This window comes from Actinomyces gerencseriae DSM 6844 (assembly GCF_000429265.1).
GTDB classification, from domain to species: Bacteria; Actinomycetota; Actinomycetes; order Actinomycetales; family Actinomycetaceae; genus Actinomyces; species Actinomyces gerencseriae.
In genome coordinates, this window is record NZ_AUBN01000018.1 from 1 (window position 1) to 24813 (window position 24813).

Annotated in this window: 20 protein-coding genes and 1 rRNA gene; 9 read left to right on the plus strand and 12 right to left on the minus strand. The window is 70.5% G+C overall.

Annotation, left to right across the window (positions count from 1 at the left end):
- The 5 genes from G448_RS0108605 to gatC form a co-directional block, all read right to left on the minus strand.
- Window positions 1-250: ribosomal RNA gene (locus G448_RS0108605) — 16S ribosomal RNA — on the minus strand; the annotation flags it as partial.
- A 678-nt stretch (window positions 251-928) separates the two neighbouring features.
- On the minus strand, window positions 929-2314 hold the full coding sequence (locus tag G448_RS0108610; RefSeq protein ID WP_026407654.1) for an NAD-dependent malic enzyme: 1386 nt from the start codon (window positions 2312-2314) through the stop codon (window positions 929-931).
- Window positions 2315-2582: 268 nt separating this feature from the next.
- Entirely contained in the window at window positions 2583-4076 is a 1494-nt protein-coding gene (gatB, locus tag G448_RS0108615) for an Asp-tRNA(Asn)/Glu-tRNA(Gln) amidotransferase subunit GatB (RefSeq protein WP_026407655.1), read from the minus strand.
- Window positions 4077-4092: 16 nt separating this feature from the next.
- Window positions 4093-5613, minus strand: a complete 1521-nt coding sequence (gene gatA / locus G448_RS0108620; protein ID WP_026407656.1) for an Asp-tRNA(Asn)/Glu-tRNA(Gln) amidotransferase subunit GatA — start codon at window positions 5611-5613, stop codon at window positions 4093-4095.
- Window positions 5610-5915 (minus strand): Asp-tRNA(Asn)/Glu-tRNA(Gln) amidotransferase subunit GatC, encoded by a 306-nt coding sequence (gatC, locus tag G448_RS0108625; protein ID WP_026407657.1) that lies wholly within the window; start codon window positions 5913-5915, stop codon window positions 5610-5612. Before gatC ends, gatA begins: the two co-directional genes overlap by 4 nt.
- Before the next feature lie 740 nt (window positions 5916-6655).
- On the opposite strand from gatC, the gene G448_RS15875 reads away from it, so the two are divergent.
- Window positions 6656-8260 carry a L,D-transpeptidase gene (locus tag G448_RS15875; RefSeq protein ID WP_245572260.1) on the plus strand — a complete coding sequence of 535 codons (1605 nt, stop codon included), beginning with the start codon at window positions 6656-6658 and terminating at the stop codon, window positions 8258-8260.
- Window positions 8261-8400: 140 nt separating this feature from the next.
- Here G448_RS15875 and ligA read toward each other — a convergent pair whose 3' ends face one another.
- Entirely contained in the window at window positions 8401-10839 is a 2439-nt protein-coding gene (gene ligA / locus G448_RS0108635; protein WP_026407659.1) for an NAD-dependent DNA ligase LigA, read from the minus strand.
- A complete protein-coding gene (locus G448_RS15880) occupies window positions 10836-11666 on the minus strand; it encodes an SOS response-associated peptidase (RefSeq protein ID WP_051268814.1) in 831 nt (276 codons plus the stop codon). The genes ligA and G448_RS15880 overlap by 4 nt, the downstream gene beginning before the upstream one ends.
- Window positions 11667-11973: 307 nt before the next feature.
- On the opposite strand from G448_RS15880, the gene G448_RS15885 reads away from it, so the two are divergent.
- Window positions 11974-15234, plus strand: a complete 3261-nt coding sequence (locus G448_RS15885) for an FtsK/SpoIIIE domain-containing protein (RefSeq protein WP_084436557.1) — start codon at window positions 11974-11976, stop codon at window positions 15232-15234.
- 165 nt (window positions 15235-15399) lie between these two features.
- On the plus strand, window positions 15400-15648 hold the full coding sequence (locus G448_RS0108650; protein WP_026407660.1) for a WhiB family transcriptional regulator: 249 nt from the start codon (window positions 15400-15402) through the stop codon (window positions 15646-15648).
- A gap of 213 nt (window positions 15649-15861) precedes the next feature.
- On the opposite strand, the gene G448_RS0108655 is transcribed toward G448_RS0108650, so the two are convergent.
- A complete protein-coding gene (locus G448_RS0108655) occupies window positions 15862-17334 on the minus strand; it encodes a sensor histidine kinase (RefSeq protein WP_026407661.1) in 1473 nt (490 codons plus the stop codon).
- Between the two features lie 52 nt (window positions 17335-17386).
- Here G448_RS0108655 and G448_RS0108660 point away from each other — a divergent pair, with 52 nt between their 5' ends.
- The 5 genes from G448_RS0108660 to G448_RS0108680 all read left to right on the plus strand — a co-directional run bounded on the left by G448_RS0108660 (window position 17387) and on the right by G448_RS0108680 (window position 20865).
- Window positions 17387-17884 (plus strand): DUF2505 domain-containing protein, encoded by a 498-nt coding sequence (locus G448_RS0108660; protein WP_026407662.1) that lies wholly within the window; start codon window positions 17387-17389, stop codon window positions 17882-17884.
- Between the two features lie 205 nt (window positions 17885-18089).
- A complete protein-coding gene (locus G448_RS0108665) occupies window positions 18090-18533 on the plus strand; it encodes an OsmC family protein (RefSeq protein WP_026407663.1) in 444 nt (147 codons plus the stop codon).
- A gap of 79 nt (window positions 18534-18612) precedes the next feature.
- Complete coding sequence (locus G448_RS0108670; protein WP_026407664.1) at window positions 18613-19302, plus strand: hypothetical protein; 690 nt, start codon at window positions 18613-18615, stop codon at window positions 19300-19302.
- A 29-nt stretch (window positions 19303-19331) separates the two neighbouring features.
- Entirely contained in the window at window positions 19332-20192 is an 861-nt protein-coding gene (locus G448_RS0108675; protein ID WP_034494900.1) for a thymidylate synthase, read from the plus strand.
- 97 nt (window positions 20193-20289) lie between these two features.
- On the plus strand, window positions 20290-20865 hold the full coding sequence (locus tag G448_RS0108680; protein ID WP_026407666.1) for a dihydrofolate reductase: 576 nt from the start codon (window positions 20290-20292) through the stop codon (window positions 20863-20865).
- Between the two features lie 114 nt (window positions 20866-20979).
- Here the strand turns inward: G448_RS0108680 and G448_RS0108685 are convergent, their stop codons facing one another.
- Genes G448_RS0108685 through G448_RS0108700 form a run of 4 tightly spaced genes read right to left on the minus strand, consistent with a single transcriptional unit; the run spans window position 20980 to window position 24150 of the window.
- Window positions 20980-21891 (minus strand): ABC transporter substrate-binding protein, encoded by a 912-nt coding sequence (locus G448_RS0108685; RefSeq protein WP_026407667.1) that lies wholly within the window; start codon window positions 21889-21891, stop codon window positions 20980-20982.
- Window positions 21891-22565, minus strand: coding sequence for an ABC transporter permease (locus tag G448_RS0108690; protein WP_026407668.1), 675 nt, complete (start codon window positions 22563-22565; stop codon window positions 21891-21893). Before G448_RS0108690 ends, G448_RS0108685 begins: the two co-directional genes overlap by 1 nt.
- Window positions 22562-23230: an ABC transporter permease gene (locus G448_RS0108695; RefSeq protein ID WP_026407669.1), complete on the minus strand. Its 669-nt coding sequence runs from the start codon at window positions 23228-23230 to the stop codon at window positions 22562-22564. Before G448_RS0108695 ends, G448_RS0108690 begins: the two co-directional genes overlap by 4 nt.
- The gene (locus G448_RS0108700; RefSeq protein ID WP_245572261.1) at window positions 23227-24150 is read right to left on the minus strand and encodes an ABC transporter ATP-binding protein; all 924 of its coding nucleotides are present in this window, start codon (window positions 24148-24150) and stop codon (window positions 23227-23229) included. Before G448_RS0108700 ends, G448_RS0108695 begins: the two co-directional genes overlap by 4 nt.
- A 100-nt stretch (window positions 24151-24250) precedes the next feature.
- On the opposite strand from G448_RS0108700, the gene G448_RS0108705 reads away from it, so the two are divergent.
- Complete coding sequence (locus G448_RS0108705; RefSeq protein ID WP_026407671.1) at window positions 24251-24775, plus strand: PadR family transcriptional regulator; 525 nt, start codon at window positions 24251-24253, stop codon at window positions 24773-24775.
- Window positions 24776-24813: the final 38 nt, after the last annotated feature.

A 24813-nucleotide genomic window follows, 5' to 3' on the forward strand; every position in this document is an offset into this window, starting at 1 on the left:
CCAAAAACACCAAACAGTGCCATCTTTCCCGAACCCGCCATGCGACAGACCCAGAAACATCCCGTATTAGCCACCCTTTCAAGCGGTTATCCAGAAGTGAAGGGCAGGTTACTCACGTGTTACTCACCCGTTCGCCACTAACCCCCAGAACCCCAACCAAAAAAGCCAGAACCCCAGAAGCCCGTTCGACTTGCATGTGTTAAGCACGCCGCCAGCGTTCGTCCTGAGCCAGGATCAAACTCTCCAAAACAAACCAAAAACAAACAAAACAAACCACAAACACAAAAAACAAGACACACTATCGAGATCTCAAACAACACACCCACAAGAAACCAAGCCCGAAACACAAGATTCAGGGCCCGGCCACTCAAGGAGACTGAAGTACTCTACGGCGGATCGCCCATCTCAGTCAAGTCGGAATGAGTGATCCCGATCTCTCAAGAAGCTCTCCACCGCGACCAGCGCAACGTTTCATCATGCTGATCCCGAATGCCTTCAGGAAGGCTGCCGAGGCTTTACAGCCCGACGGACAGCGAATAAACCCTATTGACTCCCGCACCATCGGTCAACATCCAATTGCGTGACCTGCGCCATGCGCCGGTACGGGACGCATGGTCCGCGCGGCGTCCCGGCCGGAACGCGCTCGGCCGGGACGCCGCGCACTGCGGGAGAGACCCGGGGACGGCTTCGCCCAGTGCCCGCCCCCGGAGGATGACCGATGCGTCCCGGGCCCGACCCCTCACTCAGCTCACTCAGCGCCTGCGCAGGGACCCCGCGCGCCATCGACTACGTGCATGCACCGAGGGAAGGCGCGGACGTCTCGGCGGAACGACCGGATGCGCGCCGTGCGGCAGCCGCGCGAACGGCAAGCGAGTAGAACCGCGCAAGGCCTTGCGCACGGCTCCCACGCGGGTCGACGCCCCTTGTCTCAGCTCTCGGCGAACCTGCGCACCGCCTTGGCGACGGCACTGGCAACACGTGTGTCGAAGGCCCCGGGGATGATGTACACCGGCTTGATCTCATCATCGTCGATGACGCCGGCGATACCGGTGGCCGCCGCTCGCAGCAGTTCAACCGAGATATTGGTGATCCCCGTATCGAGCAGGCCGCGGAACAGGCCGGGGAAGGCCAGCACATTGTTGATCTGGTTCGGGAAGTCGCTGCGGCCAGTGGCCACGACGGCGGCGTAGTTCGCCGCCCCGATCGGGTCGACCTCGGGCGTCGGATTGGCCATGGCGAAGACGATGGCGCCATCGGCCATGACCTCCAAGTCCGCCGGCTCCAGGAGGTTCCCGGAGGAGACCCCGATGAGCACGTCGGCCCCCACCAGCCCCTCCTTGAGCGACCCGGTGACATGACGCGGATTCGTGTTCTCCGCCAGCCACTTGCGGTGCTCATTCATTCCCTCGGTGCTGGCGCCGTCGAGCGCGCCGCTGCGCCCGTAACCAACGATATCCGTAGCCCCGTGGGCCATGAGCAGCTTCGCGATGGCGCTGCCCGCGGCGCCCACGCCCGACAGGACGATGCGCACGTCCTCGATCCTCTTGCCGACCACCTTGAGGGCGTTGATGAGCGCGGCCAGGGTGACGATCGCGGTGCCGTGCTGATCGTCATGGAAGACCGGGATATCGAGTTCCTCGCGCAGTCGCGCCTCGATATCGAAGCACTTGGGCGCAGCGATGTCCTCCAGGTTGATCCCCCCGTATGCCGGGGCGATCGCCTTGACGATCGAGACGATCTCCTCAGGATCCTTGGTGTCCAGGGCGACCGGCCAGGCATCGACATCACCGAACTGCTTGAAGAGCACGGCCTTGCCCTCCATGACCGGCATGGCGGCGGAAGGACCGATGTCGCCCATGCCCAGGACCGCCGTGCCGTCGGTGACGACGGCGACCGTGTTCTTCTTGATGGTGAGCTGGCGAGCGCGCTCGGGGTGGTCGTAGATCGCCTTGCACACACGCGCGACCCCCGGGGTGTACACGCGAGCCAGGTCGCGCCGATTGTGAATGGGGTACTTGGAGGCGGTCGCGATCTTGCCGCCGACATGAGCGAGGAAGGTGGAGTCGCCGACATTGTTGACCACGACGCCGTCGATCGCGCCGAGAGCCTTGACGAGTTCAGCACGATGCTTGGAATCGCGGGTGTCCGCAGTCAAGTCGACGATGAGGGTGTCGCCGTCGGTGTCGGCGACGTCGACACCGTTGACAATAGCGCCCGTGGCGGAAGCGGTATCAACGAGAGTGGTGACGGCCTTCTGCGACGCGGGCACTTCGAGGTGGAGGGCGACGGTGTAGCTGGGACTGGGCTGAGCCATGTATGCGTTCCTTCGAGGGACGGAGCCCGGCCGGCGGACCGAGCACGAGTCATCATAAGGTGTGGCGCTCGACGAGAGCGATCTCATCGTCGGCAGCCGGACACGAGGAGGCCGGAGATGGTCGCTCCACGAGACGGCAGCGAGACGGCGCGTCCCCATCCGGGAGACGCACCGAGCTCGCGCCAGTACCGATCGTCCCGCCGCCGGATCGGGCCGACTCGACGAACGGAGACGGCCCGACCCGCGGAGACGGCCCGACCCGATGGACCTAGCGGGAGACGCGCTCCATGACGAGCTCACGCACGCGCCTGGCGTCGGCCTGGCCGCGAGTGGCCTTCATCACGGCACCCACGATCGCACCGGCGGCCTTGGCCTTACCTCCCCGGATCTTCTCAGCGATATCGGGCTGAGCGGCCAGAGCCTCATCCACGGCGGCCAGCAGAGCCGAGTCGTCGGAGACGACCTCCAGTCCACGGGCCTCGACGACAGCACTCGGATCGCCCTCACCCGCCAGCACGCCTTCGAGCACCTGACGAGCCAGCTTGTCGGTCAACCGCCCCGAATCGACCAGGATCTGCAACTCGGCGACCTGCTCCGGAGTCACCGGAAGCTCCTCCAGAGAGACCTCACGCTCCTTGGCGGCGCGGGAGAGCTCGCCCATCCACCATTTGCGCGCGGCCTGCCCGCTCGTGCCGGCCGAGGCGGTGGCCTCGATGAGCTCGAGCGCACCGGCGTTGACGACGTCGCGCATCTCGTCCTCAGCGAGTCGCCATTCCCTCCTGAGCCGACGCCGCTTGGCGGCCGGCATCTCCGGCAGGCGGGAGCGAAGCTCCTCGACCCACTCCCGGCTGGGCGCCACGGGCACGAGATCCGGCTCGGGGAAGTAGCGGTAGTCATCGGCGTCGGACTTGACGCGACCGGCGCGGGTGGTGCCGTCGGCCTGGCCGTGTCGAGTCTCCTGCTGGACGGTGCCGCCGGCCGCGAGGATCGCGGCCTGGCGCTGGATCTCGTAGCGGACGACCGCCTCGATGCCCCTGAAGGTGTTGACGTTCTTCGTCTCGGTGCGCGTGCCGAGCGGCGCGTCCGGCGACTCGCGCAAGGAGACATTGACGTCGGCGCGCACATTGCCGCGCTCCATGCGCGCCTCCGAGACGCCCAGCGCCCGGAAGATGTCGCGCAGGGTGCGCACATAGGCGGCCGCCACTTCCGGGGCTCGTTCCCCCGCGCCCTCGATGGGCCGGGTCACGATCTCAACCAGGGGGACTCCGGCTCGGTTGTAGTCCACCAGGGAGTGTCTGGCGCCCTCGATGCGCCCGTCGGTCCCGCCGACGTGCGTGTTCTTGCCCGCGTCCTCCTCCATGTGAGCGCGCTCGATCGGTACGGTGAAGAAAGAGCCGTCCTCCATCTCGATCTCCAGGGCGCCGTCGAAGGCGATGGGCTCGTCGGACTGGGACGTCTGGAAGTCCTTGGCGAGATCCGGGTAGAAGTAGTTCTTCCGGGCGAAGCGGCAGGACTCGGCGATCCGGCAGCCCAGGGCCAGGCCGATGCGGATCGCGTACTCCACGCCCGTTCGGTTCACCACGGGCAGGGCGCCGGGCAGACCGACGCTCGTGGGGGTGACCATCGTGTTCGGTTGTGCCCCGAAGACGTTGGGAGCGGCGTCGAACATCTTGGTCTCCGTGCCGAGCTCGACATGCACCTCCAGCCCCAGGACGGGGTCGTAGCGGCGCACGGCCTCGTCGTAGTCCATCAGATGGTCCATCAGCACATCACTCATGTCACTTCACCTCCAGCTCGGGGAACCGGTCGAGCAGGCGCCCGCCCCAGCCCTCCTCCAGTGCGGCCTCCAGCACCGCGCCGGCGCGGTAGAGACGATCATCGGCTCGCTGCGGCGCCAGGATCTGGAAGCCGACGGGCAGGCCGTCATCACTCAGGCCCGAGGGCAGGCTCATGGCGGGCACACCGGCGAGATTGGCCGGGATGGTGGTCACGTCGAGCTTGTACATGGCCAGCGGATCGTCCTTCTCCCCGAAACGATAGGCGGTCACCGGGGCCGTCGGCGAGACGAGGATGTCCGCCTCGTCCCAGGCGGCGGCGAAATCGCGCTGGACGAGGGTGCGCACCTTCTGGGCCGAGCCGTAGTAGGCGTCGTAGTAACCGGCGGACAGCACGTGGGTGCCCAGGATGATGCGCCGCTTGACCTCGTCACCGAAGCCGGCCCCGCGAGTGGCGGCCATGACGGTCTCGGCGGTGACGGGGCCCTCGGCCGGCTCGACGCGCAGGCCGTAGCGCATGCCGTCGTATCGGGCCAGGTTCGACGAGGCCTCGGCGGGCATGATGAGGTAGTAGGCGTCCAGCGCGTACTCCAGGTGCGGCAGGGAGACGGTTTTCACCTGCGCGCCGGCCGCCTCGAGCAGCTCCAGGGCGGCGTGGAAGGAGGCGACGACGCCGTCGTGGTAGCCCTCGCCGCCGTCGAGCTCGGAGATGATGCCGACCCGCAGGCCACTCAGGCTCCGCTCCTGCTGAGCGGCCCGCACGACGTCGGCCATGCCGCGCGGCGCGTCGGTCAGACTCGTGGAGTCCAGGGGATCGTGCGAGGCGATGACGTCGTGGAGCAGAGCCGTGTCCAGGACGGTGCGCGCCATGGGCCCGGGCGTGTCCAGGGATGAGGCCATGGCGATGACGCCGAAGCGCGAGACGACCCCGTAGGTCGGCTTGACACCGACCGTGCCGGTGACGGCGGCGGGCTGACGGATGGAGCCGCCGGTGTCGGTGCCCACGGCCACGGGGGCCTCGAAGGCCCCGACGGCGGCGGCCGAGCCGCCCGAGGAACCGCCGGGAATACGACCAGGATCCCAGGGATTGGCGGTGCGACCGAAGGCGGAGTGCTCGGTGGAGCCGCCCATGGCGAACTCGTCGAGATTGGTCTTGCCGAGGATCGGCAGGCGGGCGGCGCGCAGGTTCGACACCAGCGTCGCGTCATAGGGCGGCACCCAGCCCTCAAGGATGCGCGAGGCTGCGGTGGTGACTTGGCCGCGGGTGACGACGAGGTCCTTGACGGCCACGGGCACACCGGTCATCTCGCCCACCCGCTCGCCGGAGCGGCGCGCCTCATCGGCGGCGTCCGCATCGACCAGGGCCTTGGCGGCATCGACGTCGAGGAAGGCGTGCACAGCACCGTCGATGGCGGCGATGCGATCCAGGTGAGCCCGGGTCAACTCACGGGAGGAGATCTCACCGGCGGCCAGTGCCGCAGCCTGCTCCGCCGCCGTGGAGCGCAGAAGGGCGTCAGCAGTCATGAGGCCGAATCCTCCCCGAGGATCTGAGGCACGAGGAACATGGAGTCCTCTGCCCGCGGAGCGCCGGCGAGCAGCTCATCGACATCGAGGGTCGGGCCGGGCACGTCGGCGCGCAGTACGTTGGTCAGAGGCACCGGGTGGGAGGTTGCGGGAAGGTCGGATGCAACCACGCTGGTGACACGGGCGAAGGACGAGGCGACGGCGTCCAGCTCCCCGGCCAGGCGCGTCACCTCCTCCTCGCTCAGCGCCACCCGCGCGAGCGCCGCGACGCGAGCGACCTCGTCGGAGGAGATGGCAGACATGAGCCCGAGTCTACGTCCGCGTCCGCATCCGTCCACATCCGTCCTCCATCGACCCATGTTCGTCCACATGCGTCCGAATCCCCCGGAGTCCCTCCTGATCCATCCGAATCCATCCGAATCCATCCGAGCGCGCCCGTCCCCGCCCGGATGGGGCGTGCGAGCGTGCCACCGGGGCGCCGCTCCCGCACCGGCGCATCGGCCGGGGCGTGTCCCGGGGGTGATGCCTCATGCCCGTCGAGCGCCGCAAAACAGCGCCATTCCAAGACCCATGCGTGATGTCACAGGACATGGGGAGTGCGCGCCGTTGACATCCCAACGATCGACCGCTGTTATGGAGTCCGGTGGCTTCCGTAAACCGTACGGGAGCCGAGACGAAGCAGCCGCTCGTGCGCTGTTCAGGACGAGGATCAATGCCCACGGAAGAGTTCACCCCCGGCTCTCGACCGCTGGTCGAGGAGATGCCGTCGTCAGGCGGCGCGCCCGCGTCGGAGAGCGGCAACACGTTCGTTGCAGCGGCCCCCTATGGAGAGTCCGCCGGAACACGTCAAGCCTCCGTCACCAAGTCCGCGGACCCCGCCGGCGCGAACGCGCCCCAGGATCCGGAACCGGTTCCCGGGGTGTCGGGCGCCGTGCCCGATGAGCTTGCCGGGTCATTGCCTCCACGCGGGATCGAAGCCCTCGGACCGACCACTCCGAACGGCGTCGGGTCCCCTGGTCCCGCACAGGAGGCCCCTACTCCGATGTCTCCGGGAGATGTCGGGACCTCCGGCTCAACGCCTTCGAGCGGGTCGGGGTTCTCCGTCCCGACCTCCCAGAGCGGTGCCGGGGCGAGCGCCGCCTTCTCCCCGAGCGGCTTCGAGGGCTCCGCCCCCACCCCCGCGGAGATGGTCCCCGCCGTCGAGCCGGCCTCCCCCTCCGACGAGCGCCGTCGTCGCTGGGCCGTATGGATCGCCGTGGCCGCTTTCCTGCTGGTGGGCGCCGCGGGCGTGGGCGGCTACGCCTACGCCGCCCACTACGAGGACATCGCCGTGCCCGGAACCACTGTCGCGGGAGTCGACGTCACGGGGATGAGTCGCGACGACATCATCGCCACCATTAACGACAGGGCGGTCAACGCCGACGTCGTCATCAGCGGGGACGTGAGCACCACCGCGACCCTGGCCGATCTGGGCACCACCATCGACGCCGAGGCGACGGCCGATGCCGTGATGGCGCGCGGGGCGAGCGTCCCGGGCCGCTTCGCAGCGCTCCTGTCCAGCGGCAAGATCCCGGTCGTCACCACCACCGACGACTCCACCGCCGCGGCCTACGCCACCTCTCTCATCCCGGAGGATCAGGCCGTCGCCCGCAATGCCGGCATCGCGCTCGACGACGACGGCACCGAGTTCGTGGTCACGCCGAGCGCCGAGGGCACCAGCGTGGACACCTCCGCACTGAAGAGCGCGGCCGCCACCGCCGCGGCCTCGCTGTCGCCCGCCGATGTGTCGATCACCTACGAGACGAAGGCCCCCGCCGTCTCCGACGCGGATGCCCAGAAAGTGGCGACCACGGCCAACGGGTGGATCTCGCAGGACGTCACGGTCTCCGGTGCCGATGACAAGTCCTACACCGCCGATGACGAGACGAAGGCCTCGTGGATCACCGTGGCCAGCAGCGAGTCCTCCGCGCCGACGATCAGCGTCGACCGCGATAAGGTCTCGGAGTGGGTCACGACCCAGGTGAACGACGTCAACAAGGACCCTGTCACCGGCAAGCGCAACGTCAACTCGCAGGGCAAGGAGGTCGCCATCAGCGTCGATGCGGTCGATGGCCGGGAGGTCACCAACGCCGACGCGGTCACCGACGCCATTACGCAGGCGATCTCGGGCGGGCAGGCCTACTCCGGCTCCTTCGAGATAAAAGAGCTCAAGGCGACCTGGGAGGAGCGCAAGATCGCCGCTGGCGCGGAGAACCTTCCCTATCAGGCCACCGACGGCGAGAAGTGGATCGATATCAACCTGACGAGCAAGACCGTCACGGCCTACGAGGGCGCCACGGCCGTTCACGGGCCCGTCAGCGTTGTCGACGGCGCCGACGCCACGCCGACGGTCACCGGCACCTACCGCATCTACCAGCAGAACGAGACCCAGACGATGCGCGGGGAGAACGCCGATGGCTCGAACTACGTGACCGAGGGCGTCCCGTGGATCTCCTACTTCTACCAGGGGTATGCGCTCCACGGCGCGCCATGGCGCTCCAGCTTCGGTTACTCCGGCTCGCACGGCTGTCTCAACATGCCGGTGGGCGAGGCCCAGTGGATCTTCGACTGGTCCACGATCGGCACAACGGTCACCAGCCACTACTGACGATCGCGCCGGCCTCGCAGCGGTCCCCTACGAGCGCTGCACCGCTGCGAGGCCGAGGAATGCGGGACACGACCGGCTGACCGGCTCGCCGCCCACGAGCATATGGGCGGCGAGCCGGTCAGCCGGTTGAGGTGAGAGGTTTAGGGGACGACGACGTCTGGGCCGCCCGCCAGCAGTCGCTCGAAGCCCTCCTCGTCCAGAATCGTCAGTCCCAGCTCTCGCGCCTTGGCCTCCTTCGAGCCGGCGTTATCACCGGCCACGACGAAGCTCGTCCGCTTCGACACGCTGCCGGCGGCCCTGCCCCCACGAGAGACGATCGCCTCCTTGGCGCTGTCTCGCGTGAAATGATCCAGGGTCCCGGTGACGACAACGGTCAGACCCGCCAGAGTCCGCGCCGGCCCCGCTCCCACCGCGCCCTCGTCGGCGGTGCGCACGCCCGCGGCCGCCCAACGATCCAGCACCTCCCGGTGCCAGTCGACGGCGAGCCACTCGGTCCACGCGGCGGCTATGGTCGGCCCGACGCCGTCGACCTGGGACAGCTCCTCCACGGTCGCCTCGCGCAGCGCCTTCAGCGAACCGAAGCGGTCTGCCAGTGCGCGCGCCGCCGTGGGACCCACGTGCCGCACCGACAGCGCCACCAGGATCCGCCACAGCGGCCTCGATCTCGCGGAGGCCAGCTGGGAGAGCATCGCGGTCGCGTTCTTGCCGGGTGCAGTCGGCTTCCTGACGCCCCCGTCCTTGTCGTAGCCCTGCTTGGACCAGAAGAAGCGAGTCAGACGCCAGTCGCCGGTGGGCGCTCCGCGCCGGACGATCGGCCGGTAGACCATGACATCGCGCAGGTCATCGACCGTCACGTCGAACAGGCCGGCCTCCCCGGTGAGCGCTGGCGACTGCTCGATGATGCCGGCCTCCTTCACGGCACGACGCGCGGCGTCGATCCTCTCCGAGGGCGGCAGTGCCTCGAGCTCGGCGGAGGGGATGCGCAGCGCGCCCCTCTCGACCTCCAGGGTGCGGCCGGCGGCCAGAGCCGCCAGAGCCTCCTCGCGCCCGGCGTCCGGGTGGGTCAGGGCGGCCGCGGCCTCATCGCCCAGGCCCTCGACATCGAGGGCCCCGCGGGAGCCGATGTGAGCCACACGCTCGATGAGCTGAGCCGGACAGGACCGGGTATTGGGGCAGCGCAGGTCGACGTCGCCCTCCTTGGCGGGGGCGAGCGGGGTGTCGCACGAGGGGCACCGCTCGGGCATGGCGAAGTCGCGCTCGGTGCCGTCGCGCGCCTCAGTCACGGGACCGACGATCTCCGGAATGACGTCTCCGGCCTTGCGCAGGACGACGAGGTCTCCGATTCGCACGCCCTTGCGCGCCACCTCAACAGCATTGTGGAGGGTGGCGCGTGAGACGGTCGAGCCCGACACGATCACCGGCTCCATGATTCCGAAGGGGGTGACACGACCCGTGCGCCCGACCTGGACGTCGATGTCGAGCAGACGCGTATGCACCTCTTCGGGCGGGTACTTGAAGGCGGTCGCCCACCGGGGCACGCGGGAGGTGTGCCCGAGTTCGGCCTGCAGGGATCGCGAGTCGAGCTTGAAGACGATCCCGTCGATCTCGTGGATGAGGTCGTGGCGGTGATCGGCGTAGCGGGCGATGTAGGCCTCCCGTTCGGCGCGACCGCGCACGACCGCGTTGTAGGGGGAGACGGGCAGGCCCCAGCGGGCGAGCAGGTCGTACCACTCGTGCTGCTCACCGGGCAGCTCCTCCCCAGGAGCGGGCACGATGGCGCCGACGCCGTGGGCGATCATGGCCAGGGGCCGCGAGGCCGTCACCGCCGGATTCTTCTGACGCAACGAGCCCGCCGCGGCGTTACGGGGGTTGGCGAAGATCTGCAGCAGGGGACGTCCCCGGGCCTCCCGCTCGAGGTTCTCGCTGCGGCGACCCTCGTTGAAGGCGTTGAAGTCCGCCACCGGGAAGTAGACCTCACCGCGGATCTCCAGGAGGGCCGGGTGGGCCTCCCCCGCCAGAACCAGCGGCACCGATTCGATGGTGCGCACGTTCCCGGTGACGTCCTCTCCGACGGTACCGTCTCCGCGAGTCGCGGCACGGGTCAGCACGCCGTGCTCATATGTCAGTGCCACCGCCAGACCATCGATCTTGACCTCGGCCGTCATGGACAGCTCGTCATCGGGCACCTCGGTCGCGGTCACGACCCGTTCGACCCATTTCTCGACCTCCTCGAGGTCGAAAGCGTCTTGCAGGGAGTAGAGGTGCTCGTGGTGGCGGACCTCGGCGAAATCGGTGGCCACGCGCCCGCCGACCGTCCGGGTGGGAGAGCCCGGAAGCGCCAGCGTCGGGTGGGCGGCCTCGAGCGCCTCCAGCTCACGGTAGAGCGCGTCGTACTCGGCATCGGACCAGGGGCTCTGAGCGTCGATGGCGACGTAGTAGGCGTCGCGGGCGCGCTCGATGTCGCGCACGAGCTCGGTCCAGCGGGCGCGGGAGGCGGCGGGGACCGAGGTGAGATCGGGGATCCCGGCGAGGGCGTTGTCAGCCGCGTCGGTCCTCGCCCCGGTGGGAGCATCAGTCATGGGGCATATCCTCCCTCATTCGGTGCCGCGCACGGGCGCAGGTCCGCAGCGGGTCTCGAGGGGCGGCGCCGGGGGTCGCCCGGAAAGCCCGGAACGGCTCGATCCGCCTGCGCCCACGCGAGCCCCGGCCGGGGCCGGCGCAGGAGCTCCGCGGCGATCCCGCCATCGCGCAACGCAGGGTCGAGCCAGGCGTCAACGGCGTCGTCCGGCAGGACGACCGGCTCGCGGGAGTGCAGCCAGACCAGATCCGGTCCCGCATCACGGGTGAGAACGGTCAGGGTCAGCAACCACGAGCCGTGACGTGCGGGCCCCTCGCGCACCGACCCGCACGGATGCCCGGGCACACGCCACCACGAGCACAGGCCCGCGAGCGCGAGCAGATCGCCGTCGGCCCGGCGCACGGCATAGGGCCGTCCGGCGGTGCGCGACGCCACGGATGCGGGCCCGCGATCCGGGGCGAGCCACTCGTACCAGCATGAGGCGGGTACGACGACGCGGAACGAGCGCATGGCCTCGTGGAAGGTCGGCTTGACGGCCGCCGTCTCCGAGCGGGCGTTGAAGGCGCGGAAGGCGGCAGCGGGATCGGTGACCCAGGACGGGAGGAGTCCCCAGCGCGCCGCATGCACTCGGCGAGTGCAACCGGTAGGCGCGGAAGCGGCATCGCCGGCCCCCCTCGCGGGTCCCGGACGCTGGACCACGACGGCGACATCCATGCCCGGCGCAATGTTGCGTGAGGGCTCCAGAACGGCGGTCTCGGGCGCGGCGGTGGCCGCGAAGGCCTCGGCGATGGCCGTCGTGGCAGTGAAGAGTCCGTAGCGCCCGCACACGGGAGCAGCCTGACATGCCACGACCGGTTCCGACCACACGATCCGGCGGCCGCCGCGCCGGCGCTCTCCACGCCCGCGCCGCGCGGCCGGGACGACCCGATTGCGCAGGCCCGATAACGACCACGGTGCTCCGCCGGCGGCCATCGGCTGAGACCGATCTCGACGCGGAACTCGACCGATCTCGACGGGAGCAGCGGGAGAATGCGATGAGGTGCGCGGGCTCCACAGGTGGCCCTCCTGCGGGGCGGAACCGGCCTCGTCCACAGGCCCTGTGCGCACGACGTACCGGTCGCGCCACCCTCGTGCCATGACCACCAGGACCCCCTTCACCGCAACCGACCCCGTCCCTTCGCACGATCCGGACGTCGAGCCGCCGCACGCGGGCGTCCGAGCGGCCACGGACGCGTTGTCGCGGCCCTGGCATCTGGCCGTGCTCACGGGACCGGACACCGGACTGGTCCTGCCGGTGCCCGCCGAGGGAACGCTCGGTCGCGGCGAGGTCCTGACCGATCCCGCCGTCTCGCGCCACCATCTGACCCTGGTCACCACGACCAGGACCGTTCTCGTCGCCGACGCCGGATCGTCCAACGGCACCTACGTGCGCCGATGGTTCTGGTGGCGACGCCTGGGCCGTCGCCGGGCGCGCTGCCGCGAGGGGGCGCTCGTCCTGGTGGGCGACACGATTCTGGAGCTGCGACGACGACCGCGGGATCTCGCCGTCCCCGCTCCCGGCAGGCGCTCCCGACGGCGCTGGATGCGCGCGGCGCTGATGACGGCGATGCTCATGGTCGCCGTCTCGGCGGCCATCGCCACGCGCGCGACAGGACGGGGAGCCTACGGGGTGCTGGCGCTGTCTCCCATGGTGCTCATGACGGTGATGAGGCTGGGGTCCTTCCCCGGTCGTGAACGCATGCGCGGCTCCGGACAAGCCGGTTGGCGCGGACGCGATCCGGACCCGGCCTCCATGCTGCTGTCCCTGGTCGTGCGCGCCGATGACCAGATGAGCGCCACCGCGGACGACGGGCCGCGCGCCGCCTGGCTCGCCCGCCGCAGGCGCGCCGATCTGCTCGAGCTCGCCCCCGGGGAGCGCACGGCGCTGACCGGTCCGGGCTCCCGGGCCGCGGTGCGATGGTGGATCGCTCAGATCGCGGCTCGGGGGCGAGCGCGTGTCGATACCGCCGAGCAGGGCTATCGCCTCGTCTGGAATCGTGAGACGGCCGTGCGCAGCGCCGAGCTGCTGGCCGCCCCCGCGGCACCACCGGGAAGGGCCCGCACCGTGCGCGCCGCGCCATCGAACCCTCCGCTCGCGGGCGATCGGTGGTGGGAGGCGGCCGGCGAGCTCATCGGACTCAGCTCGTCACACGGCCTCGACGGCACCGCGCTGCCCGAGCGAGTCGTCCTGGAGGAGATCACCGGGCAGGTGGATCGCGACGGCGTCGGGACGCGCTGGCGCCTGCGGTCCTCCCGAGGCGGACCCGATGCACTGCCCGCGGTGATCGGGGTGAGCGACGGGCGGATGGTGATCGCCGACCTGGTCGGCGATGGCCCTCACGCTCTCATGGCGGGGACGACCGGTTCGGGCAAGTCCGAGCTGCTGATCTCCTGGCTGCTCCAACTCGCTCTCGGCCTGCCGCCCTCGCGCCTGGCTCTGATCCTGGTCGATTACAAGGGCGGAGCCGCATTCGGGCCGTTGGCCCGTCTGCCCCACACCGCCGGGGTGCTCACCGATCTCGATCCGGCGACGACCGCACGGGCGCTGGCCTCCCTGGAGGCCGAGGTACGGCGTCGCGAGCGCCTTCTTGCCCGGGCGGACGCGAAGGACGTGGCGTCGATGGATCCCGCCCAGGCACCGCCCCGACTCGTGGTGGTGGTCGACGAGTTCGCCACGCTCGCGACTCAGCATCCCGATGTCCTGGACTGCCTCGTGCGGGTAGCGGCCCAGGGCCGCAGCCTGGGGATCCATCTGATCCTGGCCACGCAGCGCCCCGCTGGAGCGGTCTCACCGGCCATCCGCGCCAACACGACACTGCGCGTGTGCCTGCGGGTCCTCGACGCCGGAGACTCCCGAGACGTCCTGGGGCACGGCGACGCCGCGGCCCTCGACCCGCATCCCGGTAGAGTCCTGGTCGTGGGCGCGGGCTCCGCCCACGGAGGAGGACCGGCTCAAGCCCCCTGGTGCGGATCGACGGCGCACCTGGAGGCGCTCGTGGCCGAGGTGCGCGCCGCCGCACGGATCTCCTCCCCGCCGTGGCGTCCCTGGGCGCCGCCGTTGCCCGCGTCTATCAGCGCCGAGGAGGCCGCGGCGCTCGGTCCTGCCACGGGCCCGGCGGACGGCTTGGTCCTGGCCGCCACCGACCACCCCCGGGAACAGCGGCTGGGGCACTGGCGATGGTCCGTGGATCAGCCCCTGGCGGTGCTCGGCTCGCCGGGCTCGGGGCGCTCGACGGCGGCACTGGCAGCCACGGCGTCGGCCCTGGAGTCGGGTGTGGCGGTGTCGCTGTGCCTGTCGGGAGTCGCGCCCCCGGAGCTGCCGGCGACCGTCGGCCCCGGGCTGAGCACGATCGTCGGGCCGGAGGATCCGCGGCGCCTGACTCGATTGTGGTCGCTCGCCGCATCCGGGGAGCTGGCCGGGGAACTGCTCGTCATCGATGACGCGGACGCGATGATGACGGCCGTCGACGAGGTGCTGGGCCCGGGCGAGGGGCAGAGCATCCTCGAGCTCCTGGTGCGCGCGGCCCCCGCGGCGGGCACGGGACTGGTGCTGACCGCTCCGCTGGCCATGGCCGGATCGAGGTGGGCGGCCCGGATCGGACTGCGTCTGGTGCTGGGAGCCCCGCAACCGGCCCAGGCTGCGGTGGCGGGCCTGCCACGCGGCGTGGTCACGGGATCGAGCCCGGGACGGGGCGTCATCATCGACGGGGCCGTCGAGGCGGAGCACGCCCTGGACGTCCAGGTCATCGCCCTGCGGGCCCCTCGCAGGGCTCCGGCGCGCCCGGCGCACCGACTGGTCGCGATTCCCCGCGCAGTCGCGACCGGGCCCGGGATATGGGCGGTGGGAGGGGACGACGCCCGGCCTCTCCCGGTTCCCCGCGGGAGCGTGCTCGTGGTGGGACCGCCGGGCTCGGGCCGCACAAAGACGCTGAGCGCGCTCCGGCGCTGCCTGCACGAGACCCGGGAGGAGGTTCCTCTCGTGGTCGACGATCTCGATATGGCCGAGGCCGGCGTGCACGCCCAGGTGGAGGAGGCCCTGCGGGTCGGACGCGTGGTTCTCGCATCGGCGAGCACCGATCGCACCGCGGGGACCTACCGGGGACCCCTGGCGACCCTGCGCGAGCGCGGCGATCTGGTCGTGCTGTGGCCCGGAGTGGGGCCCTCCTCGCAGGTGGCGGGGCGCTCCCTGCGGCCGGTGACCGACCCGCGCGCACTGACGCTCCCGGGCCGGGGGGCCCTGGTCTCCAGGGCCAGCGCGCTTCCTCTTCAGGTCGCCGACGAGACCGGAACGACGCGACCGGAAACTCACGTGCCTCAAGCGCCTGAACCGCCTGGAATCAATGATTCACGTCTGTGAGCATAATGACAGTCCGTCGACGCACATCTCACCGCCGAACCCTTGCCAGGTCCTCGCACGCGTGTGAAAGTTTTCCCGGGAAGCGACGACCTGTTGCTCATCTCCGGACGCGGCTCGGAAGAACGGGTATTAGGACGGTCGCAATTCGTATTGAAGGGAGCCCTCATGGACTGGCGCAGTCAAGCAGCGTGCCTCACCGTTGACCCGGAGCTCTTCTTCCCCGTCGGCAATACCGGTCCCGCCATCGCGCAGATCGCCGAGGCGAAGGCGGTGTGCGCCCGCTGCGAGGTTGTCGACACGTGCCTGAAGTGGGCGCTGGAGAACGGCCAGGACGCCGGTGTATGGGGCGGTATGAGCGAGGACGAGCGCCGCTCTCTCAAGCGCCGGGCGGCTCGCGCTCGCCGCTCCTCCTGACATCTGCCGATTATCCATTATCGCCCGCCGTATCTCCTGATCCGGCGGGCATTTCGTATTCGGGACGCGGTTCGTCGAACGGCCCCGTCCGGAGCGGCCCGCTCGCCCCCGTGGTCCCCGTGTCGATGACGGGCGAAGGACGGTGAACGGTCTGAACGGTCCGGAATGCGTCGAATCGGCCGACCCCGCACTGGAGCGGTGAGGTCGATCGGGTCAGGACGGGCCGAGCCGGGCGCGCACGACGACATCCGTGCCCTGAGCGCCGCACGACGGGTCGGTCACGGGCCGCCAGTCGATGGCGCCGCGCAGCTCGCCGTGCACCAGCGTGCTCACGATCCGGGTGCCCAGTCCCGTCATCTGCGTGCCCGGCTCGAGGCCGACGCCGTCGTCGATGACGTGGACGGTCAGGTCGTCGCCGTCGCGCTCCGCGGTCACGGTCACCGTGCCGTCTCGGTCCTCGAGTCCGTGCTCGACGGCGTTGGTGACCAGCTCGGCGAGCACGGTGGCCAGCGCCTGAGCGGCCTCGGCCTCCACCACACCGAACGTGCCCTCGATGTGCGTGGTCACGCGCCCGCCCGCGGTCGCCACGGCCGCGGCGCCGCGCAGCACCGAGACGAAGACCTCGTCGAAGTCGACGGTCTCGTCCACGTTCTGACTCAGAGCCGCGTGCACCGTGGCGATGGTGGCCACACGCCGCTCGGCCTCGGCCAGCGCCTCCCGCGTCTCATCGTTGGTGGCCCGGCGCCCCTGAAGGCGAAGGAGTGCGGAGACCGTCTGCAGGTTGTTCTTGACGCGATGGTGGATCTCGCGGATGGTGGCGTCCTTGTTGAGCAGCGCCTGCTCGCGGCGCCGTATCTCCGAGACGTCTCGCACCAGCAGCAGCGCCCCTGTGCGACGCCCATCGCGGCGCAGGGGTATGGAGCGGATCGATAGGAACACACCGCTGGCCTCGACCTCGGCCAGCCAGGCCTGGCGTCCCATGAGGACAACCGCCATCGTCTCCTCGACGGGCGTGCGGTCGGGAATGATCGCCGTGACCTCCTCAGCGAGCACGCGCCCGTCGACCTCGTCGCTCAACCCCAGGCGATGGAAGCACGAGCGGGCATTCGGCGAGGCGTATATCACGGCGCCATCATCATCCAGGCGAACGACGCCGTCGCCCACGCGCGGAGTGCCGTGACGCATCGCGGTGGCGGCACCGCGGATCGGGAAGGTGCCCTGGGCGATCATGAGGCACAGGGCGTCGGCCAGCTCCTCCTGAGCCTGCTGGACGATGCGCCCAGCGCGTATGACCCCCACTGAGGTCTCGCGTGTGACGACGGCGATCGGCTCACTGTCGCGCACCACCGGCACGTACTCCTCGCGCACGGCGGTCGTGCCCGTCCACTCCGGGTCGGCGGCGACGACCACCTGCTCGCTCGCCAGCGTCTCCAGGGCCACGGCCTCGCGGGCAGCGGGCATGCGCCGCCCGATGACGTCCTCGAGGTGGACCGTGGCCCCGGTGGCGGGGCGGCAGTGGGCCACGGCGACGAAACGGCCGGTGTCGGTGCGGATCCACAGCATCAGGTCGGACACCGACAGATCGGCGATCACCTGCCAATCGGCGATGAGCTGGTGGAGCCAGTCGAGGTCTGCGGCAGGGAGGCCGATGGCGCCGCGGGTCGAGGGAGACAGGAGGTTGGGCACAACCCGATGTTACCGGCGGCGCGGCGCCCGGTCCTCATGGCAGGATCGCCCCATGAGGAAAACCATCTCCATGACCTACCCGGCCGACCCCCAGCGCGTTGCCGCGATGCTCTCCGACCCCGCCTACCAGCAGGGTCGTATCGACCGCTTCGGACTCGAGGACGCCGGCGTGGACGTGGCCGCGCGCGGGGAGGGCTTCGTGTCCACCATCTCCGGCTCCGTCCCGCCCAGCCTTCTGCCCGCCGCCGCCAAGCGCTTCGTGCGCTCCACCCTCTCCTTCACCCTGGCGGAGTCCTGGGGCGAGCCCGCCGACGACGGCGCCCGCACCGGCGACGTCGACATCACCGTCAAGGGCGCGCCGGTCAAAGCCGGGGCGACCACCGCCATGAGCCCCGCCGGCGAGGATGCCACCGAGGTCACCTTCGAGGTGGACCTGAGCGTCAGTGTTCCGCTGGTGGGCCACAAGATCGAGGAGAAGGCGATGTCCATGACCGATCGCGCCATCGCCGATGAGGAGGCGCGGGCCACCGCCTGGCTGGCCGAGCACTGACCCCCGGGCCGCGCAGGCGGCCCTCCGCCCGCCCATCGGGTTCGCCGCCGGACCCCTCCGGGTTGAGGCCGAGCGGAAGCCTCGGTCTCAACCCGGAGGGGTCCGGTATCGCCACCCCGGCCGAGCACTCGGTGCATTCCTTCCTGTTATTCCGCCGTGCGCGAGCCTCCGACCCGCAACGCCGCCGTCGTGGCACGATCGCGCCATGAGCGAGCACCCCGAGGTCATCACGCCGACCGAGACCAACTCCGTGTGGGCCGAGCGCACGGGCACCCGCCAGTACCTGGGGCGCAACGCCCGCGGTGCGCAGGTGCGCGTGGGCACGGGCCCCGGTGAATTCACCCCCGGCGAACTCATCAAGCTCGCCCTGGGCACCTGCAACACGCTGTCGGCCGACCACCGCCTGGCCAAGGCGCTGGGCGACGACTTCGAGGCCAATGTCATCGTGGCGACCCTGAAGAATGAGGAGGAGGAGCGCTACACCGACTTCGATGTCCAGATCATCGCCGAGCTCTCCTCCCTGTCCGCCGAGCAGCGCAGCACCCTCGCCGCACGGGTCGAGGCCGCCATCGAGCGCGCCTGCACCGTCGGCCACACCATCGAGAAGGGCGCCGGGGTGCGTCTGCATCTGCTCGACGACCAGGACTGACGGACCGCCGACGCGCACCGGCCCGACTCCGGTGCCGGACGCCCGCCGCCCCGCCCGGCCTCATTCCAGGAGGTATCCCATGGCCGCATCCGATCACGTCACCGGACGCTCCGCCCTCGAGCGCGCACTCGATAAGGCGCTGGCCGTCCCGGCGTCCCGCATCGAGGAGCGGATCGCGCGCATGCGCCGCGACCGGCCCGGCGCCGACGCCGCCGAACTCGTCGAGCTGGCGGCCTCGCGGTTCCGCACCGAGGCCGCTCTGTCGTCGGGCGCCGTCGGGGCCTCAGCCGCACTGCCGGCGGTGGGCACGGGTACGGCGACGGCGCTGACCATCGGTCAGACCGCGGTGTTCCTGGCCTCGGCGGTCACCTACGTGCTGACCGTCGCCGAGCTGCAGGGGCTGCGCGTCGTCGATACCGACAAACGTCGCGCACTGGTGATCTCCGCCCTGCTCGGGCGCGAGGGCTCCGAGGCGGTTCAGGGATCGCTGGGCGTGACCACCCTGTTCTGGGCCGCCCAGTACCTGGCGCAGATGCCGCTGCCCACCGTCAAGACCATCAACAGGAGGCTCACACGACGGATGGCCAGACGGATGGCCGCCAGGAGCGGCGCCCTGGCACTAGGGCGTCTCATTCCCTTCGGGATCGGCGCCGCCATCGGCTGGACGGGCGGCAGGGCCCTGGCCAACCAGGTCATCGAGGGCGCCGCCTCCGCCCTCGGTCCGGCCTCGCGGATCGCCGACCGCGCAGAGACGGTGATCGACGCGTGAGCAGCCGGGACATCGGAGGCATCCCGGGTATTCAGCGCCAGCCCTACCCTGCTCTGTCCGGTCTGGGGCTGACGGCGCCCGACGGCGTCGATGCCGCCTACGAGGAGCTCCTGGCCGACGTCCTGGCCAATGGCGTCCCCAAGGGGGATCGCACCGGAACGGGCACGCGCTCCGCCTTCGCACGCCAGCTGCGCTACGACTTGAGAGCAGGATTCCCGCGCATCACCACCAAGTTCGTGGCCATGAAGGCCGTCAAGGGCGAGTTGCTGTGGTTCCTGCGCGGCGCCACCAACGTGCGCTGGCTCCAGGAGCGCGGGATCACCATCTGGGACGCGTGGGCCGACGCCGACGGCGAGCTCGGGCCCGTCTACGGCTCGCAGTGGCGCAGCTGGCCCGCCCGCGACGGCCAGGCGATCGACCAGATCGCGCGTCTCATCGAGACGCTGCGTCGAGACCCGGACTCACGGCGCATGCTCGTGTCGGCCTGGAACGTGGGAGAGCTGGACGCCATGGCGCTGGCTCCCTGTCATGCCTTCTTCCAGTGCTACGCGGCCCGCGGCCGTCTGAGTCTGCAGGTCTATCAGCGCAGCGCCGACCTGTTCCTGGGCGTGCCCTTCAATATCGCCTCCTACGCCCTGCTCACCCACATGCTCGCCCAGCAGGCCGATCTGGAGGTCGGTGAGCTCGTCTGGACCGGGGGCGACTGTCACATCTACGACAACCACGTCGCCCAGGTGCGCGAGCAATTGTCCCGCGTACCCGCCGCCCATCCCTTCCCCACGCTCCGGCTGAGGCGGGCGACGTCGATCGACGCCTACACCATGGAGGACATCGACGCCTCGCAGGGCTATCTCCACCACCCCGCGATCAAGGCTCCGGTGGCGGTGTGAGTGCTCCGAGAGCACCGGCAAGACCGGGGGCGCACCCGTGAGCGGAGAGCAGACGGGATCCGGAGCGCCGCCGGCGTCGCCCCTCGGCGGCCTGGGCATGATCTGGGCCCAGGACCGCACCGGTCTTCTCGGCGCGCAGGGCGAGATGCTCTGGCGCGTGCCCGCGGACTTCACGCACTTCAAGGCCGCCACCATGGGATGCGGCCTCGTCATGGGGCGCACGACCTGGGACTCCCTGGGAGGCGCCCTGCCCGGGCGACGCAACGTGGTCCTCACCCGTGACGGTGGTTGGCGGGCTCCCGGTGCGCTGCGCGCCTCCAGCCTGCGCGAAGGACTGTCCCTGGCCGCTCGGGGGCTGACCGCCGAGCTCGGAGAGGATCCTCGCACGGGCGGAGCCGCGGGACTGCCCAGGCTGTGGGTGATCGGCGGCGGCAGCGTCTACGACCAGGCCCTGGCCGCGGGGCTGCCCGATGTGCTGGTGGTCAGCGTCCTGGACTCGGACGCCTCGGTTCGGGCCCGCGAGCGCGGCCTGCCGGAATCCGTCCTGGTACGAGCACCGGCGATCCCGGTCCACCAGTGGCGCCTCGACCCGGCCCGATCCGACGCCCCCGGTACCTGGCGCCCCGTGTCCGGGGACGCCCGCTGGCGCGTGGAGACCTGGTATCGCCTGTGACGGCGACGGTTCCGGAGCGCGCAGCCGCCGGCTCGGCCCCTCCTCCCCTACCGCCGGCAAGCGCCGCGGATCGGCTTGTTCGAGCGGACCACCGGGGCAGGAGCCCGCTGCTGCCTACTTGGCGAGCCAGTCGGAGGCGATGACGGCCGACTCGAGCTGCTCCTTGGTGGAGCGGGCATTGAGGGTGCGCAGCTCGTCGGCGGTCAGACGGGCCGCCACTGCGTCGATGGCCTGGGTGGCGCCAACAGGGAGGCTCTTGCGCACCAACGGAGTGACGTTCTCCGGAAGAATGAGGTTCTTCGGGTCCTCCAGCACGACGAGGTCGTTGTCCGTGATGGCGGGGCTGGAGGTGGGGATGTTGGCCACGTTCACGGTCCCGTCGGTCAGCGCGTTGACGGTGAGCGGGCCCCCCGTGTCCTCCACGGGATCGATCGTGGCGTCCACGCCGTAGACGGACATCAACCCGCTCGGGCCGTAGGGCCGCGTGGCCAGCTCGGAGTTCGCGGCGATCGTCACGGTGCCGCCGAGCTCGGCGAGGTCCGCGATGGAGGTCAGCCCGTACGCGTCGGCCGTCGCACGGGTCACGGTGTAGGAGTCCTGGTCGGTGGCCTCGGCCGAGCCCAGGATCGTCAGATCCCGGGGCAGGACCGTGAACAGCTCCTCGCGGACGGAGTCGGCGTCGGTGGCCTCCGGATCCTTGGCGTAGTACTGGAGGAGGTTGCCCCCGTACTCGGGGATGACACTGATGTCGCCGGACTCGATCTGGGGCAGGTAGACCTCGCGCTGTCCGATCTGGTACTCGCGCGTGACCGTATAGCCCGCCGTCTCCAGCACCTGGGCGTAGATCTCGGCGATGATCTCATTGGAATAGTACTGCTGGCTGCCCACGACAATGGGCCCGGCTCCCGAGCCCTCGGAGTCCTCCGAGGCGAAAGGATCTCTGCCGAGTCCGCAGGCGCCGAGCGCGCCGGTCACAGCGGTCAGGCCGGCGACCGCGAGAATGCGGCGGCGAGTGGTGGGAGGCATCAGGAATCCTTCCTGTGACGCGTGCCGGCCGGTGCGACGGCGCGCTGAACAAGGCTGAAAACGGCTTCGGAGACGAGGGCGAGGACGACGACCAGGAAGGACGCCACGAGCATGCTGGTGTAGTCCTGGGTCTTGAGACCGAGGAACATGAGTCTGCCCAGCCCGCCCGCACCGGTGTAGGCGGCCAGGGTCGCCGTGGCGATGACCTGGAGTCCGGCCGACCGCAGCCCGCCGACGAGCTGAGGCGCCCCGAGGGGGATCTCGACACGGGCGAGCACCTGGGCCTCGCTCATGCCGCTGGCGCGGGCGCCATCGACGGCCACGCGGTCGGCGGCCTCGATACCGGTGTAGGCGCCGGCCAGGACGCTGGGCAGGGCCAGGATGACGAGCGCCAGCAGCGGCGCGCGCAGGCCGATGCCCAGGGCCAGGCCGAACAGGGTGATCAGGCCCAGCGTCGGCAGCGCCCGCACGGCTCCGGAGACGACCACGGCCAGGCCCCGGCCCTTGCCGGTGTGGCCCACCCACCATCCCAGCGGCACTCCGATGAGCGCGGAGAGGCCCACGCCCAGCAGGGAGTAGCCCACGTGCTGGGCCGTGAGGGTGCCGAGGCCCATCGCACCGGTCCAGTGATCGGCGTCCAGGATGTACTCGATGGTGGTCTCGAAGTAATTCATCCGTCCTCCCGGTGGGCCCGGCTCGCGGCGCGCTGGCGTCGCGTCCAGGGCATGAGCGCCCTCCCGCCCAGGACGACCGCGCCGTCGAGAACGACAGCCAGCAGCACCGTGACGACGAGGCCCGTGAGGATCTCCGCGGTCAGACCGCGCTGGAAGCCGTTGGTGAAGAGCCAGCCCAGGCTGCGCACGCCCAGGACCGCCCCGACCGTGGTCAAGGAGACCGTGGAGACGGTCACGACCCGCAGCCCGGCGAGGACGGCGGGGCCGGCCAGCGGCAGCTCGACGGTGAGAAAGCGGCGCACCGTCCCCATGCCCATGGCGGTGGCGGCGTCGCGCACTCGCTGATCGACCGCCTCGAGGGCCTCGACGGTGGTCGGCACGAGCAGCGCCAGCCCGTAGAGGGTCAGGGCCACCACGACGTTGGCGGCGTCGCGGATCCCGGTCCCCAGCACGAGGGGGAGGATGACGAACAGGGCCAGGGAGGGGATGGCGTACATCAGGGAGGCGCCCGAGACGATGAGCGCTCGCAGGGGCCTCACCCGCTGCGCCAGGCGCGCCAGGGGCAGGGACAGCGCAAGAGTGGCCAGGACCGCCGGGACCACCTGCAGGAGATGGGCGCTCAGGTAGACCTCCACCAGCGGGATATTGGTGAGCACCCAGTTCACGTGGCCGCCGCCTCGTGCGCGCCGGCCCCCACGGGGACCGGTGAATCGTGTTCGGCGTCCAGGACGCCCAGCGTCCGCCCGGCCGAGTCCTGCACGACGCGGCGCCCCGCGACCTCCCGCAGGCGCAGCGCGCGCTCGGAGTCGTCCAGGCCGAGGAATCGGGCGACGAAGTCATCGGCGGGGTCCGCCACGAGCTCGGCACCGGTGCCCCGCTGGGCGATATGGGCGCCTTCGCTCAGGAGGATGATCTCATCGCCGAGCACCAGAGCCTCATCGACATCGTGGGTGACGAAGACGATGGTCTTGGCCAGGTCCGCCTGAATGCGGATGAGCTCGCGCTGGAGCTCGCGGCGCACCAGCGGGTCGACTGCGCCGAAGGGCTCGTCCATGAGCAGGACGCCGGGATCGGCGGCCAGCGCCCGAGCCACGCCGACGCGCTGAGCCTGTCCGCCGGAGAGCTGATGGGGGTATCGCTGGGCGAGCCCGGAATCGAGGTCCAACATGTCCATCAGCTCCAGAGCGCGCTCCCGGGCGGCCGGACGACCGACTCCGCCCAGACGGGGCACGAGGGTGATGTTGTCGATGACGCGACGGTGCGGCAGCAGACCCGCGTTCTGCATGACATAGCCGATGGAGCGCCTCAGCGAGACGGGGTTGCGCTCGCACACGTCCTCGCCGTCGAGCAGGACCCGCCCCTCGGTGGGATCGACCATGCGATTGACCATGCGCAGCAGCGTGGTCTTGCCGCAGCCGGAGGAGCCGAGCAGCACGGTGATCGTGCCCGCGGGCAGGCGGGCGGAGAACGACTCGACGGCGGGCGGGGCGCCCGAACGCGCGCCCGCGAGCGCGGGATATCGCTTGGTGACGGCTTCGAACTCGATGGTGCTGGCCGTGTGGGCCACTCCAGGAGCGGAACTCACGCTTTGGTCTCCCTTCCGCGCGCAAGCGCACCGGTCCGGCGCGTGCGACCACCGTAGCAGCCCCGATCCGTTTATGTCGATTCGATGTATTCTGAGTCTCATGCTCACCCTCAAGATCCTCGGGTTCCTCGACGACGGCCCTCTGCACGGCTACGAGCTGCGCCGCCGCATCAACGAACTCGACGGTCCCGGAAACCAGCTGTCCGACGGAGCCCTCTACCCGGCCCTGTCCCGGCTGGAGACGGCCGGCTACCTGGTGCGCACGGAGGAGCCCGGGGCTCGGGGCCGCAGGCGCCGCCGCATCGAGATCACCGCGGCGGGTCGCGAGCGCCTGCACGCGCTGCTGCGCCACCCGAGCGAGGCGGAGATGAGCTCCATGCCCCGCTTCCTGACGGTGCTCGCCTTCCTGTCGCACCTGCCCGCGGCCGCCGACCGCGCGGCGGTGCTCCGCCGTCGCCTCATGATCCTCCAGGCACCGTCACCGGCCTTCTTCTACACCACCGACGGCGGGCCCCTCCGCGCCGCTCGCGAACCCGATCCCTACCGCCAGGGAATGGTCCGGGTGGCGGGCGCCGCGCGCCGCGCGGAGATCAACTGGCTGCGTACGATGCTCGCCGAGCGCTGAGCGCCGCCCCGCGTGCGCCCCGTCCGCGCGCCGTCGTC

Coding starts and splice junctions, on each gene's coding strand:
- G448_RS0108610 (WP_026407654.1), bottom strand. CDS start 2,314: ATGGCTCAGCCCAGTCCCAGCTACACCGTCGCCCTCCACCTCGAAGTG.
- gatB (WP_026407655.1), bottom strand. CDS start 4,076: ATGGACCATCTGATGGACTACGACGAGGCCGTGCGCCGCTACGACCCC.
- gatA (WP_026407656.1), bottom strand. CDS start 5,613: ATGACTGCTGACGCCCTTCTGCGCTCCACGGCGGCGGAGCAGGCTGCG.
- gatC (WP_026407657.1), bottom strand. CDS start 5,915: ATGTCTGCCATCTCCTCCGACGAGGTCGCTCGCGTCGCGGCGCTCGCG.
- G448_RS15875 (WP_245572260.1), top strand. CDS start 6,656: ATGTCTCCGGGAGATGTCGGGACCTCCGGCTCAACGCCTTCGAGCGGG.
- ligA (WP_026407659.1), bottom strand. CDS start 10,839: ATGACTGATGCTCCCACCGGGGCGAGGACCGACGCGGCTGACAACGCC.
- G448_RS15885 (WP_084436557.1), top strand. CDS start 11,974: ATGACCACCAGGACCCCCTTCACCGCAACCGACCCCGTCCCTTCGCAC.
- G448_RS0108650 (WP_026407660.1), top strand. CDS start 15,400: ATGGACTGGCGCAGTCAAGCAGCGTGCCTCACCGTTGACCCGGAGCTC.
- G448_RS0108660 (WP_026407662.1), top strand. CDS start 17,387: ATGAGGAAAACCATCTCCATGACCTACCCGGCCGACCCCCAGCGCGTT.
- G448_RS0108665 (WP_026407663.1), top strand. CDS start 18,090: ATGAGCGAGCACCCCGAGGTCATCACGCCGACCGAGACCAACTCCGTG.
- G448_RS0108670 (WP_026407664.1), top strand. CDS start 18,613: ATGGCCGCATCCGATCACGTCACCGGACGCTCCGCCCTCGAGCGCGCA.
- G448_RS0108680 (WP_026407666.1), top strand. CDS start 20,290: ATGATCTGGGCCCAGGACCGCACCGGTCTTCTCGGCGCGCAGGGCGAG.
- G448_RS0108685 (WP_026407667.1), bottom strand. CDS start 21,891: ATGCCTCCCACCACTCGCCGCCGCATTCTCGCGGTCGCCGGCCTGACC.
- G448_RS0108690 (WP_026407668.1), bottom strand. CDS start 22,565: ATGAATTACTTCGAGACCACCATCGAGTACATCCTGGACGCCGATCAC.
- G448_RS0108705 (WP_026407671.1), top strand. CDS start 24,251: ATGCTCACCCTCAAGATCCTCGGGTTCCTCGACGACGGCCCTCTGCAC.